Annotated in this window: 13 protein-coding genes; 8 read left to right on the top strand and 5 right to left on the bottom strand. The window is 36.9% G+C overall.

Annotation, left to right across the window (positions count from 1 at the left end):
* Window positions 1–240: 240 nt before the first annotated feature.
* The 3 genes from BK579_RS09470 to BK579_RS09480 are packed head-to-tail and all read left to right on the top strand — an operon-like array spanning window position 241 to window position 2650.
* A complete protein-coding gene (locus BK579_RS09470; RefSeq protein WP_078544954.1) occupies window positions 241–1140 on the top strand; it encodes an ABC transporter permease subunit in 900 nt (299 codons plus the stop codon).
* Window positions 1140–2021, top strand: a complete 882-nt coding sequence (locus tag BK579_RS09475; RefSeq protein WP_078544956.1) for an ABC transporter permease — start codon at window positions 1140–1142, stop codon at window positions 2019–2021. The genes BK579_RS09470 and BK579_RS09475 overlap by 1 nt, the downstream gene beginning before the upstream one ends.
* Before the next feature lie 32 nt (window positions 2022–2053).
* Entirely contained in the window at window positions 2054–2650 is a 597-nt protein-coding gene (locus BK579_RS09480) for a hypothetical protein (protein ID WP_078544957.1), read from the top strand.
* Window positions 2651–2881: 231 nt separating this feature from the next.
* Here BK579_RS09480 and BK579_RS09485 read toward each other — a convergent pair whose 3' ends face one another.
* Window positions 2882–3400 (bottom strand): N-acetyltransferase, encoded by a 519-nt coding sequence (locus tag BK579_RS09485; RefSeq protein ID WP_078550498.1) that lies wholly within the window; start codon window positions 3398–3400, stop codon window positions 2882–2884.
* Between the two features lie 240 nt (window positions 3401–3640).
* The gene (locus tag BK579_RS09490) at window positions 3641–5479 is read right to left on the bottom strand and encodes a hypothetical protein (RefSeq protein ID WP_078544959.1); all 1839 of its coding nucleotides are present in this window, start codon (window positions 5477–5479) and stop codon (window positions 3641–3643) included.
* 300 nt (window positions 5480–5779) lie between these two features.
* On the opposite strand from BK579_RS09490, the gene BK579_RS09495 reads away from it, so the two are divergent.
* A complete protein-coding gene (locus BK579_RS09495; RefSeq protein WP_078544961.1) occupies window positions 5780–5983 on the top strand; it encodes a sporulation protein Cse60 in 204 nt (67 codons plus the stop codon).
* Window positions 5984–6044: 61 nt separating this feature from the next.
* Here BK579_RS09495 and BK579_RS09500 read toward each other — a convergent pair whose 3' ends face one another.
* The gene (locus BK579_RS09500; protein ID WP_078544962.1) at window positions 6045–7319 is read right to left on the bottom strand and encodes a BaiN/RdsA family NAD(P)/FAD-dependent oxidoreductase; all 1275 of its coding nucleotides are present in this window, start codon (window positions 7317–7319) and stop codon (window positions 6045–6047) included.
* Between the two features lie 249 nt (window positions 7320–7568).
* Here BK579_RS09500 and BK579_RS09505 point away from each other — a divergent pair, with 249 nt between their 5' ends.
* Window positions 7569–9209 carry a putative polysaccharide biosynthesis protein gene (locus BK579_RS09505; RefSeq protein ID WP_078544964.1) on the top strand — a complete coding sequence of 547 codons (1641 nt, stop codon included), beginning with the start codon at window positions 7569–7571 and terminating at the stop codon, window positions 9207–9209.
* Between the two features lie 48 nt (window positions 9210–9257).
* Here BK579_RS09505 and BK579_RS09510 read toward each other — a convergent pair whose 3' ends face one another.
* On the bottom strand, window positions 9258–9494 hold the full coding sequence (locus BK579_RS09510) for a hypothetical protein (RefSeq protein ID WP_078544965.1): 237 nt from the start codon (window positions 9492–9494) through the stop codon (window positions 9258–9260).
* A gap of 139 nt (window positions 9495–9633) precedes the next feature.
* Here BK579_RS09510 and BK579_RS09515 point away from each other — a divergent pair, with 139 nt between their 5' ends.
* Together BK579_RS09515 and BK579_RS09520 are read left to right on the top strand one after the other, a co-directional pair.
* Entirely contained in the window at window positions 9634–10344 is a 711-nt protein-coding gene (locus BK579_RS09515; RefSeq protein WP_078544967.1) for a pseudouridine synthase, read from the top strand.
* Between the two features lie 315 nt (window positions 10345–10659).
* Window positions 10660–10953: a hypothetical protein gene (locus BK579_RS09520; RefSeq protein WP_139365080.1), complete on the top strand. Its 294-nt coding sequence runs from the start codon at window positions 10660–10662 to the stop codon at window positions 10951–10953.
* A gap of 450 nt (window positions 10954–11403) precedes the next feature.
* Here BK579_RS09520 and BK579_RS09525 read toward each other — a convergent pair whose 3' ends face one another.
* Complete coding sequence (locus BK579_RS09525) at window positions 11404–11625, bottom strand: DeoR family transcriptional regulator (RefSeq protein ID WP_078544971.1); 222 nt, start codon at window positions 11623–11625, stop codon at window positions 11404–11406.
* Between the two features lie 514 nt (window positions 11626–12139).
* Between BK579_RS09525 and BK579_RS09530 the strand changes: the two genes are divergently transcribed.
* Window positions 12140–13153, top strand: a complete 1014-nt coding sequence (locus BK579_RS09530) for an ion channel (protein ID WP_078544973.1) — start codon at window positions 12140–12142, stop codon at window positions 13151–13153.
* Window positions 13154–13168: the final 15 nt, after the last annotated feature.

Genomic DNA, 13168 nt, shown 5'->3' on the forward strand with positions numbered 1-13168 from the left:
TGGAATTTGATATTTAATACTTACGATGTTAACGACGAGGAGTCAACCTGATAGGCTGATAGATCGAAATCGCCTATGAAATGAACGAGGAATCACTATTTTGAAGTAACAATCAAGTATAGTGAAATCTCATGAGTATATACAGGTTTTTAGAATTTTCTATATTAATCGACAAGTTTGACATCTTCCCTTTTATCTTTTGTAAGATTCTGTTAATATATTGAAATAGGAGTTTATTAAATGGGGAGGAATGTCATGCTTGCGCGTTTTCTACTAAGAACTTTACTGATTTACATATTATCTGCTTCATTAATTGTTTTAGTTGTGTTCTTCCCTCGGGATGCTTTACTGGTTCAACAGCCAGGTCAAATGCTGCCAAAAATCCAAGCTTCATGGGATAACTATTTGCCCGAAACTCTAGCATTTTTAAAAGGTATTTTTACGGACGGTCATTTTGGGTTTACAAAATCCAGTACTCTTGTACTTGATGAGGTTGAACGGGTGTTTCCAAGAACAATGAAAATCATCTTAACAGCATTTTTCTTCATTATTGTTGGTGGGGTGATGAAGGGTGTGTTTGATTTTCGACATCAGCATCGTAGGACGAATCTCTTCGGTAATCGATTTACGTCACTGACTCAGTCATTTCCTGATTTTTTCTTCATCATTGCAATCATATGGATTTTGTTATTTTATTTTCCGTTTGTCGACGTGTTTGCCTATGATGAATGGTACGGATTTATTCTTCCTTCATTGATTGTGGCATTATATCCGATGACATATGTTGCAAAACTTACGGCTAGTGCCTTGTTAGAAGAACAAGGGGAGCAATATGTTCAAGTTTCCTATTCGAAAGGCTTTAAAAATCGTTTCGTGGTCAATCATCATATGCTTCAAAATAGCTTAAGTAATGTGTTAAGTCACTTGCCATCCATCATGCTCTTGCTTTTATCGAACTTGCTTGTTTTAGAATTATTTTTAGACTATAAGGGTGCTGGTTACCGATTATACCTAGCGATTCCTAATGAACGAGAATTAATTGTTGTCTTATCTTGGTTATTTATGACAGTCGTTTATGTAACTCAGATTATCTCTTATTTACTTAGATATTATATTGATCCAAGAGAAAGGAGTATGTGATGAAAAATAAAGAATTAACACTTGGTCTTATTTTATTTGCTTTCCTTCTTTTGGTCACATACATTGGACCACATCTTCCTTTTATTGATACAGACTTTGAAGAGGGTAGAATAAGGTTTTATGAAGAAACAGGTACGTTTGCAAAAGCCCCACATCCTCCTTCAAATGAGGATTGGTTGGGCACAGATTCAGAGGGGAGAGATATGTTGAGTCTTCTAGTTTTAGGGGCAAAAGACACACTCTACTTTATGATCGCTTGCACATTTATTAAATATCTATTTGCAGTCCCTTTGGGCTTACTAGCAACGAAGGGGAAGGGAGTAACCTACTTTTTCCTTTCCACTTGGAACTCTGTATTATCAGGTATACCACTTATCTTTATGGCACTCATTTTATTAAATATGCCACTTTTTAATTATACAACTGAACGCTTTTTACTTGTTGTTTTTACAATTGCTTTATTGGAAATTGGTAAGGTAGGAATGGTCTTTCAGCAACTTGCTGCATCTATTTCGAAAAAACCTTATATTGATGCTGCCATTACAATTGGAAGTAAGCAAAGAACGATTATATTCGGTCACTATCTACCTGTGTTAGGACCCCAAATTTTCATTAATTTTATGATGGATTTAGGCAGAATGGCGCTAATTGTTGGTCAGCTAGGTGTACTGAAAATCTTTATTGATTATGCTTTTTATATTGGTGGAACACCTCCGATTCAAAATACAAGCTATAACTGGGGGTCATTACTTGGTGACACAAAGAATGATATTCTAAATGCTACTTGGATCCCATTGTTTCCAGCGTTAGCAATCACCTATGTTATCTTTACCTTTAATTTGTTAGGTGAGGGTTTACGAAAAAAATGGGTAAAGGCCTAGACGGATGAGAGGTGTTTAGTATTAAAAAAATCATGAATATTATATTCGGATATATTGGTGTTGCAGTTCTTATTTTTATATTTATGGAGCTAACTTTTGATGAGTCAGTACCAACAGCAGTTAGTAGTTCGGAAAAAGAAGAAATAGAATCATCAATTGAAAATAAACCTGAGCCTATTGTCCTAGAATCAAAGCAGATTACGCTTAAAAGTGGGATGGGCGATCCTGTTGATGTTATAAAGAACCAAGGGAAGACGGAAGGATATTCCTATTCTCAAGCCAAATTAATTGGTCCAGACTTTAAATTCCAATGTGGTAGGTTCAATGAAACATGTACTGATCTGACAATTTATTTTACAAAAGAAGTTACTTCTCCTGAGGAGGCTTTCGAGCTTGTGAAGGATCACTTGCCAACAGATTTGGAGATACTCGGAACTGAAAGTAAGAAAGATGGTACAGTGATTGTCTATAACCTTAAAAGTGAGTCCCTTTATGAAGTGCTTGAACCGCTTTATAAAATGGATGGTATCGAAGAAGCGACCTTCCATCTTTCACTAAGGTATAATAGTGATGAAAAGATATTTGCAGCTGTTGCGAAGATAGGGGAAGAGAAATTTTTTAATGATTAAGGTTCACTTATTTAACGGGAAAATAAAAATTGTACCAAGTGTTTTGGTGTCTAGCTCCAGGGCGCCATCGGCTCTTAGGTCTAAGCCAATCCGCCCTAGAAGGTTAAAAAGCAACCTTCAAGCCGGCTCGTCTTATGCCTGTCGGCGATTACGGGCGCCTTGCGCTTTTCTTATTAATAAGAAATAGCCACAAGCCTTCTATCTTAAAAGGCTTGTGGCTATTTCTTTCTTTTACTCAGACCAAACAATTTCTCCTGAGCGCTCTTTATGATCGATATCCACTGAAAAATCGTGTTTTTCATAAAAGTGGACGAGGCGATCAACATGATCCCAATCTCTCTTGGCAATATCTCCTGTTATATACGGGATATTTTGTTCGCGAGCAATTTCTTTAAGATAGTTCATACAGATTGATCCATAGCCTTTGTTGGCAGGCCCTCTAATATCATCAATATGGATATTATCTTCATCTGTATACACAGCATGAATGGAAAAATCCCATTTTCCTCTGTACGGATTTTCACAATCATTAATCATAATCTTACATTGATTTCCATTATCTTCTGCGGAAACAATGACCCACTTATCATCTTTGGTTTGATCAATCCCAATGATTTGATTTTTCTTCGAGATTTCCTTGATATTTTCCTGCATTCGAAAAAGCTGGAATTCAAGCTCGACTAAATCCTTTCGCACTTCTAACGGGTCTTTCCTTTTGTACTCATCTTCTTGTAATCTATCAAAAAGCAATGGTCTCAAGGCTCCCTTCTTTGGTGTATTAAGTTATCGCTCCTATTTAAGTTAGTCTATGTGTAAACCATAAAAATGTTTATGAGCGAGGGGTAAAACGAAGAACACAGTGTAATATTGTACAAGAAAATTGCGAAAGTGGCAATAGGGGGGATATTTGTTTTGAATAACAAAAGGAATAGAAAAGTACCAAAGCACCCACGTCTTAGCTACTTTTCTGCCCCTCTTATTTTTGTAACATTAATCCCCTAAACGCAATAGGTAATAAATTAATGCTTCTTGTTCTTCTTCGGAAAATCCAGTTGTATCATCTACCCAAAATTCATGACCTTCACCCGTGATTTCAGCTGTTTTTAAGATTGTCGAATTTTTGTTCGCCCTCACAACTTCTTCACGTAAAGAAGAATCAAGCATTGCTTTCATACTCAAAGTAGGATCAGGCTTTATGCCTGCAAACAATGTTTCGGTCACACCCATTTCACCATTAGGTCCTACAGCTACCCCACCATCGTGCAGATAAGGGGCGCTCCAGTATAGTCCTAATAAACTAATCGTTTTATAACCACCATTCGTGTTATGTGCCCAAGCCAAATCAAGTTGCTCTTTTTGTTCATCACTTATATCATATTCAATTAACTTGGGATCTTTAGGTAATGGCACTGGTGTAACAAATGAATACGTTTTTGGTTTGTTTGTAAATAACCGTTCGCTTGGACCGAATCCTTTTGCTCTTGAGGGATTCGTTTTAATTTCCTCAGATTTTATTACTTTGTTATTGGTAAAATGTTGTCCACCATGACAGGAGATACAACCAGCATTTGCAAAAATACGCTTTCCTTCATCCATTTTCTCTTTGCTCGTTTCTAACCCAGTCTTTGGAACTTGGAGAGTATTCATATATGCGCTCATTGCATTTATTTGCTCCCACGACTTAAAACCAGGAGAACTAGATAATAAGCTAATGCTTGTTAAGTAATTAATCTTTGGAAAAGAAGCACTATAAATTAATTCATTTACTCCCGGCACACCTGGTGTTGGATCAACGCCTTTAAAAAAATCAGATGGCTTAACTTCACTTGAAATATCATATTTAAACTTGGGGTTTGCCGCGTTTTGGAGTAATGTAGCAAAATAGACCTCTTTATTAATTTGCAAAACCTTTTCGCTAATTGCTGACTGAGAAATAGCATCCATGTTTTGCGAATGGGCATTGTTAATGGCTGCACTTAATCCATGAAAAGGACCTATCTGACCTTGTCCACTCCATCCATAAGGTTGATCACCTTGTGTAAACGTATCTGGAATCTGAACCGGATTGTTCATAAACTCAATGGTTGTATCATTACTTCCGATTGGCCACTGAATAATTTCAGAGTCCACAAACTGCTCGAATTCTTCAGCCTTTGGAATGGTCTTTTTCTCACCATCCACTGAAATTTCTGAAGTCGCGTTGTGTTGAAAATATTCCTTTAAACTCTCCATTTCGGTATGGGTAAAATAAGAAGCAGTATTAGTACCCATGGCTAAAGCCAATCCGATATTTAAATCTGTGTTTGTGACACCTGCAATCACGTTCCCTTTATGATCAACAGTTGCATGACAGACGGCACATGATATTCCAATCTTTGGGCGACCTTCGTCAACAGAAATCTTTACTCCCAGTGGAGTTAAGGACCCTTTAGCGACATCAAGACCAGTATCAATAAGGTCACCTTTTTTTATGTTCACATGGCTGGCTGAAAAATCTTCAGCTGCTTCTACTTGTAAATTTGATGTACCTTCTCCACCTAGTCTTAATATAGCTTTTGCAATATTTCCAATCGTAAAAGGTCCATCAACCATCCCTAAAATATCTGTGAAAAACACTTCATTTCCAAAGGTCTCTTTGAAATATAGTTCTTTACCTAACTCAATTTGTTCCTTATCGGGAGAGTGGGTTGATTGAACGTTAAAATTGGTTGAATTTATAATTTTATCCTCTGATGGAATAAAAGCATATTCAAAGGCTACCTGTTTAACTAAAATCCAACCAGTAAATGAAATAAATATAATTACTACTAAAACATAGCGTTTTTTCACAATTTAGCTCTCCTTAAGATAAACTCCATGCTAATTAAATTAGCACTTTGGTGAATTAAAGTAGTGTATGTACTTAGTGTGGAATGAGCGAAGAGCCACTCGATTCCTGCGACGAGGAGGCTCATGAACCTCCCCGAGGCATCCCGCGAGTGGATAGCAGCGGATGAAAACTCTCAACCCTAAGTATTTTCATTGTAGATATACATTTAGTATTAGTTGTTATTTAGGTCATATACAATGTTTTAGAATTTTTCCAAAAAATTACTAATAGAAGTCTGAAAATTCAAATTGGTGATTATAATGTATTATGGGGGTGACAAGCAGGTGCGTGTGAAAATAATTGATGAAAGCCATGAACAGGATTTAGAGGTGGAAGTGAATCGTTTTTTAGAAAAGCTAGATGACTCACAAGTCGTTGATATTAAATACCAAGTTGCTTGCTCGACCAATAATGATGATGAACAGATTTATTGCTTCTCAGCTTGTGTAATATATAGAGATTAAATAATGTTTGTATGTAGAAATATTCTTCCTTGAAGACAAAGGAATAGAGCCTAAGCAACGCTTAGGCTCTAATTTGTGTTGATTTTATACCAGCATTTAGTCCAGCAAGTCTTCCGGTGACAAGGGCAGATGTAATATTATAACCTCCAGTATAACCATGAATATCAAGGACTTCACCGCAAAAGAATAACCCGCTCATTAGCTTGGACTCCATTTCTTTTGGATGAATTTCTTTAACCGAGACACCGCCACCCGTCACAAATGCCTTTTCAATAGATAATGTCCCATTCACCTGAAATTGAAAACTTTTACAGTCTTTTGCAAACTTTCTTAAGTGTTCATGTGATAAATTAGAAGCAGTAACTAGAGGATCAATTTCATTTTTCTCAAGCAGGAACATGAGATATCGTTCAGGAAGTAATCCTTTTAATAAATTTTTAAGCGCTTTTTTTGGTTCTTCTTTCGTTTGTTTTAAGATGCCCTGAAATATTTCTTCTTCCTTTTGATGTGGTAAAACATCGATACTCATCGTCACTTCTTTAACATTAAATTTTTTCATGGTTTGTACAACATATTGGCTACACCGTAAAACAGCTGGGCCTGATATGCCGAAGTGAGTAAAAATCATGTCCATTGTATGTGTTTTAACAATTTTACCCTTTGGATTTAACACACTTAACGCGGCATCCCGAAGTGAAAGGCCTTGTAATGTTTTATTCTTAATAAACTCCTCATTTGAAGTAATAGGAACCTCTGTTGGAAAAAGGTCTGTAATGGTATGACCGGCTGCTTTTGCCCAAGCATATCCATCGCCTGTTGAGCCAGTATGTGGTACTGATTTACCACCAACTGCAACAACGGCACACGTTGTTTCAACATATGTCCCATCACCAAGTAACACACCTTTCACTTCTGATTCCGAGTAATCCACTTTTTTAACAGGCATATTTGTTTTTACTGTTACTTTTAGTTTTTTTAATTGTTCTATTAAGGCATCAACAACGGATTGAGCTTTATCTGTCATAGGAAACATACGACCATGATCTTCTTCCTTTAGCTTAATGCCAAGGTTTTCGAAAAAACGAATGATATCTTCATTGCTGAAGATCGAAAATGCGCTATATAAAAAGCGACCGTTTCCAGGTATATGTTTTATAATTTCATCAACAGGAAGTCGATTTGTCACATTACAACGACCACCGCCAGAAATGGCAAGCTTTCGACCTAACTTTTCTCCTTTATCAACCAGTAAAACTTTTGCTCCTTTTTCACCAGCAGCAATCGCCGCCATTAAACCTGATGGTCCACCACCAATTACCACAACATCATATTTCAACATATAAACACCAGCCTTATGTAATCGTACTACCACAAATTTTATTTTCTGTAAGAACTATTATATAGTAAAAGAAACAAAATCAAAAAAATAGCCTAAATTTCTTTCACTATTTCTACATACCTATTGATAATAAAAGAAATGACAGTTGCAGGCTTTATGTTAAAATAGTTAAGTTAAGGATTAGTAGTCAACGTTACATAAAAGAGCGTTTATATAAGACAGTATATATAAGATTGGGGATTAAGCATGTCTGAATCAAAATTGCTTCGTGGTACTTTTATTTTAACATTAGGAACGTATATTTCTCGTATTTTGGGCATGATCTATCTGATTCCATTTAACGCTCTTGTAGGGGCGATTGGAGGGGCTTTGTATTCCTACGGATACGGTCAATATACCATCTTTTTGTTTATCTCAACCGCAGGATTTCCTTTAGCGGTTTCAAAATTTGTATCTAAATATAACTCACTAGGGGATTATCATACTGGTAGGAGAATCTTAAAATCTGGGTTACTCATCATGTCCGTTATGGGGGTGTTGGGATGCCTCGTATTGTATTCCCTAGCCCCGTTTTTTGCTGAAATAGTGCTTGGTGGTAGTGAAACTGGTAATAAGCTTGAAGACGTTATTCTTGTGATGAGAATGGTGAGTTTTGCTCTTATTATTGTCCCTATCATGAGCTTGTTAAGAGGATTTTTCCAAGGCTATCAATCAATGGGCCCAACAGCTGTTTCTCAAGTTGTGGAACAAGTGATTCGGATTATCTTCTTGCTTTCCGCGGCTTATATAGTCATAAAGGTAATGGAGGGAGATATCGCTACAGCTGTTGCGTTTGCTACCTTTGCTGCTTTTATTGGATCGATAGGTGGACTGGCTGTGCTCGTTTGGTATTGGTTTAAACGTAAGCCATATTTAGATAAACTATTATTGGACAGTAAACCGGCTGGTGAAATTACGATAAAAACAATGTATAAGGAATTGTTGTCTTATGCAGGTCCGTTTGTTTTCGTTGGCTTGGCCATTCCTCTTTACCAATACGTGGATCAATTTACGTTTAATCGTGCCATGGTAAAACTGGGACAAGCTGAAATTACTCAGGAATTGTTTGGGATCTTAACTTTATATGTGCCTAAACTTGTTATGATTCCTGTATCCTTAGCGACCGCATTCAGCTTAACTCTTGTTCCAACGATTACTAGCTCATTCACATCTGGGGACTATCAATTGTTAAGAAGACAAATTGATAAAACCTTTCAAATTTGTGTACTACTCGTGTTGCCTGCAGTTGTTGGACTTTCTGTGTTAGCCTATCCCGCTTATGCTTCATTTTATAATATTAGTGAAGCGCAAGTAGGTGGATTACTATTACGATGGTATGCGCCTATTGCATTACTGTTTTCATTTTTTACAATCATAGCAGCTATTTTGCAAGGGATTAACAAACAAAAACTGGCAGTATTGAGCCTGGTATTTGGTATTGTCATTAAGATGATTTTTAATGTGCCTTTTATTTTGTGGTTTGGAGAAATTGGATCAATTTTAGCAACTGGATTTGGGTATACTGTTTCAATCACTTATGGATTTTTTATGATTAAAAAGCATGCACATTATAAATTTAACATACTTGTAAGGCGCTCTGTTCTTATGGCTATTTTTGCCGGGGCAATGCTCGGTAGTATACTGATCATAAACTATTTATTCTCGTTTGCTTTCACTTATGAAGATGGAAAGCTTTATTCAGTCATTATTCTTTTAGTAAGTGTTGGGGTTGGGGCTGCCGTTTATTTATACTTGGCTTATCGATCACATTTACTTGAAAGATTAATGGGTAGTCGTTTAAATGCAATATTGAATAAATTTAATCGGAAGAAAGTGCGCGAACATTAACATAAAAGGGGGCCAACTTTATACAAGTAAGCTGGCCCCTTTGTATGTCTAATAATTATCCTGATAGCCGCCACCATAGCCGCCGCCATAGCCAATGCGACGTTCAATACGTTCTATACGACGCTCGAGTCGCTCAATGGCTCTTGTGTTTTGTCGAACTTGACGCTCTAGTCGGTCTACACGACGGTCGATATTACCTCCATCTGGATAGCCACCGCCACCACCTGGATAACCGGGTATTGGTAAATAAATGCCACCTTGGGGAATTTGTTGACGTTGATACATTTTAACCACTCCTTAGTTAGGTGTTTATCAAAGATGATAGTAGTCTATGTTTGTTATTGTGGTTTGTATATGACAGGTGCCTAATTATAAAACTATTTAGTACGGAACAATTGTTGGATATATAGAAGGGGGATTTAAGATGAGAATAGATAAGTTATTAGCAAATAGAGGTTATGGTAGTCGAAAGGAAGTAAAGAAGCTTTTAAAATCAGGAGTAGTAAAGGTGAATGGGGAAACGATTAAAGATGCAAGTGCCCATTTTAAACCTGATGAAGATACTGTTACAATTCATGGTGAAACCATTGAATACAAAGAATTTATTTATTTAATGTTAAATAAACCACCAGGTGTCATCTCAGCTACAGAAGATAATATGCATGAAACTGTCATTGACTTGTTAGAGGTTGATGATGCCTTGTTTAACCCATTTCCTGTAGGGAGACTTGATAAGGATACAGAAGGCTTGCTTTTAATTACGAATGATGGGGGATTATCTCATCAATTACTTTCACCGAAAAAACATGTCCCTAAAACGTATTTTGCTGTGATTGAAGGTGAAGTGACTGAAGAGGATATCACTGCATTCAAAGAGGGTGTCGTCCTTGATGATGGCTATAAAACGATGCCGGCAGAACTCGTTATTTTAAAACAAGGCTTAACATCAGATATAGAGGTTACGATTATGGAGGGTAAGTTTCATCAAGTAAAACGTATGTTTGAAGCAGTTGGTAAACGGGTTATTTATCTAAAGAGACTAAGTATGGGAGAATTGCACTTAGATGAAACGTTAGAGCTTGGGGAATATCGGGAGTTAACGGATGAGGAATTATCTTTATTGAAGAAACATTAATAAGCTGAATTAAATGGGCTATCAACTGGCTCGACTGAGATGCAAGTTTGGACAGTTTCACAGATAACACTCTAAGATGTACGAAGGGGAGGCTACTTCAGACAGCTTTATCTCAAAACCTGTCAAAGTTGTCCGAAGTGGAGGTAACTTCAGACAGCTTTGGCCGAGCCCGAAGCAAAGTTGTCCAAAGACGCTGGAAGTTCAGACAGCTTTGGCTCAAAACCTGTCAAAGCTGTCCGAAGTGGTTGGAAGTTCAGACAGCTTTGGCTCAGAAGGAAGCAAAGCTGTCCGAAGAGGTTGGAAGTTCAGACAGCTTTGGCCCAGAACGAATCAAAGCTGTCCGAAGTGGAGGTAACTTCAGGCAGCTTTGGCCCAGAACAAAACAAAGTTGTCCGAAGTGAAGGTAACTTCAGACAGCTTTGGCCCAGAACGAATCAAAGCTGTCCGAAGGGGTTGGAAGTTCAGACAGCTTTGGCTCAGAAGAAAGCAAAGCTGTCCGAAGAGGTTGGAAGTTCAGACAGCTTTGGCCCAGAACGAATCAAAGCTGTCCGAAGTGGAGGTAACTTCAGACAGCTTTGGCCCAGAACAAAACAAAGTTGTCCGAAGTGAAGGTAACTTCAGACAGCTTTATCTCAGAACGAATCAAAGCTGTCCGAAGCCGTTGGAAGTTCAGACAGTTTTGGCCCAGAACAAAACAAAGTTGTCCGAAGTGGAGGTAACTTCAGACAGACCTCAGAACAAATCAAATTTGTCCGAAGACAAAGCTGCGAATAGGGGAGTTACGTTCAATACTACATGCTACAAAACCTCATAGTAGTAACCTCTTTTCCCACTAGTCTATCTCTTAAAAGTCAGTAATTTATTAGAATAAAAAAGGACTTCATTTCAACAACAAGTTGATTAAAGTCCTTCTTTTTATATTGTATTCGATTTGTTAATAAAAACTGTTCAAAGATTATACTCTTTTTATAAAATAGCTATGTATGTTTACTTGTTGTGTCTTGCTTCTTCTACTTTTATTCCCCTTCATACATCCCTAAAGTGTTGGATATACTTTTGCTATGAAGACAACTTTACTTTCTTTCTAGTTGTTGTCCATTTACCACGACTAGGGCTTTGAACCAAGTCATTATATGCTAACACATTCAGATCACGCTGGATCGTCCGTGGAGTAATGCCAAATTCGTCAACAAGCTCCTGGGTCGAAACTGTTCCTTTTTCACTAATAAACATGTAGACGGATTTGATACGATTTAGCATACGGTTTGTTGAAGGCTTCAAAGAACCACTCCTTAAATATAGTTTTATTATACAAAAGGTAGATTACAAAAAGTCTCATCTTTTCAACTAGCTTGAGTTATCTTTCTTTTTATGCAGTCTTAAATCGTTTATGATGGCATCGCTCCTCTCGAGTCACTATTAAAAGTGATGATGCTTGGCTAGGTGTTTCTGTTCCACTATAGGTCTTTGCGAAACACATATCCATGCGATTTATTGGTGCAATTACTCATCTATATGTTGCTGGTTCTGAATAGTATGACTATTTCTACATAAATTGTCAATTTCCTTCATTTTGTTCTATTATTATCATAAATTATTTCTATTATTCTGTAATTTACAGTTTCATTACAATTTATATCGAGATTAAAGAAATTGTTAAGTTCTATTAACGATTTTTATGAAGTTTTTTGCTCGAAGCTGTTACATAAAGGGAAGAGTTATTTTAGAATGGAAGGATAAGGATTTTTCTAGCTAATTAAATTACAAAAATTTTACAAAGGGGGATTGTTAATCATTGTTTTCGTTACAGCGAATCTTTTTAAAGCTTATAGATTTAAATAACTGGATTTTATTATGGTCAAGTACAACACTCATTTTAGCAAGCACTCTTATTATGAGAACACTTGAGCCAGAAACATTCCCGAGTCTATTTGATTCCTTTTGGTGGGTAATGACAACAGTAACTACTGTTGGCTATGGTGACTTTTATCCAGTTACTATTGCTGGTCGAGTTTATGCCGTCTTTTTATACATCTTCGGAATTGGTTTGATTGGGGTAGTCATTGGTAAAATAATAGATTCATTTACTGTTTTGCGTAAAATGAGGGAGGAGGGCAAATTGGATTATAAAGGTGAAAATCATATTGTAATAATAGGTTGGTCAAAAAAGGCTGAGTATGCGGTGGAGGAGATTCTTCAAACAGATCCTGGTATGGAGATCGTATTAATAGATTTATTAGAGAAATCTCCGATAAAAAATAATCGTGTATTTTATGTGCAAGGTAGTGCAACGAATCATGGTATTTTACATAAAGCTAACATAAGTGGTAGTAAGGCAGTTATTATCTTTGCGGATGACTCTATTGAGGATTCATTATTAGCTGATGGGAAAACATTATTAATTGCGACCGCAGTTGAACGCATTGCAAAGGATGCTCACACAACTGTAGAGGTCCTACATGAAGAACATATCCAAAACTTTGTTCACGTTCATGTAGATGAATTTGTAGTAACCCATGAAACAGTGTCTAGGATGGCTGTACGTTCTGCATTCACAAAGGGAGTTTCGTCAGTTTATTCTCAGCTAATGAGTCATCAAGTTGGGGATGATTTATATCAAATTACCCCTAAGCCAGAGTGGCTAACGTATCGTGATGCATTTAACGCATTGATTCAAGAAGGTGCAACGTTGATAGCTACCAATGAAGGTATTAATATTAGCCGTCGCTTAGATGAAAAAATCCTAGAGGGGACAGTGCTTTATATTATCTGTGACAAAGGTACATATGAAAAAATAATCGTAGCATAAAAAGGAGTTAAGTAA

Origin of the sequence: Litchfieldia alkalitelluris, assembly GCF_002019645.1 — a bacterium.
GTDB classification, from domain to species: Bacteria; Bacillota; Bacilli; order Bacillales; family Bacillaceae_L; genus Litchfieldia; species Litchfieldia alkalitelluris.

Coding starts and splice junctions, on each gene's coding strand:
- BK579_RS09470 (WP_078544954.1), top strand. CDS start 241: ATGGGGAGGAATGTCATGCTTGCGCGTTTTCTACTAAGAACTTTACTG.
- BK579_RS09475 (WP_078544956.1), top strand. CDS start 1,140: ATGAAAAATAAAGAATTAACACTTGGTCTTATTTTATTTGCTTTCCTT.
- BK579_RS09480 (WP_078544957.1), top strand. CDS start 2,054: ATGAATATTATATTCGGATATATTGGTGTTGCAGTTCTTATTTTTATA.
- BK579_RS09495 (WP_078544961.1), top strand. CDS start 5,780: ATGTATTATGGGGGTGACAAGCAGGTGCGTGTGAAAATAATTGATGAA.
- BK579_RS09505 (WP_078544964.1), top strand. CDS start 7,569: ATGTCTGAATCAAAATTGCTTCGTGGTACTTTTATTTTAACATTAGGA.
- BK579_RS09510 (WP_078544965.1), bottom strand. CDS start 9,494: ATGTATCAACGTCAACAAATTCCCCAAGGTGGCATTTATTTACCAATA.
- BK579_RS09515 (WP_078544967.1), top strand. CDS start 9,634: ATGAGAATAGATAAGTTATTAGCAAATAGAGGTTATGGTAGTCGAAAG.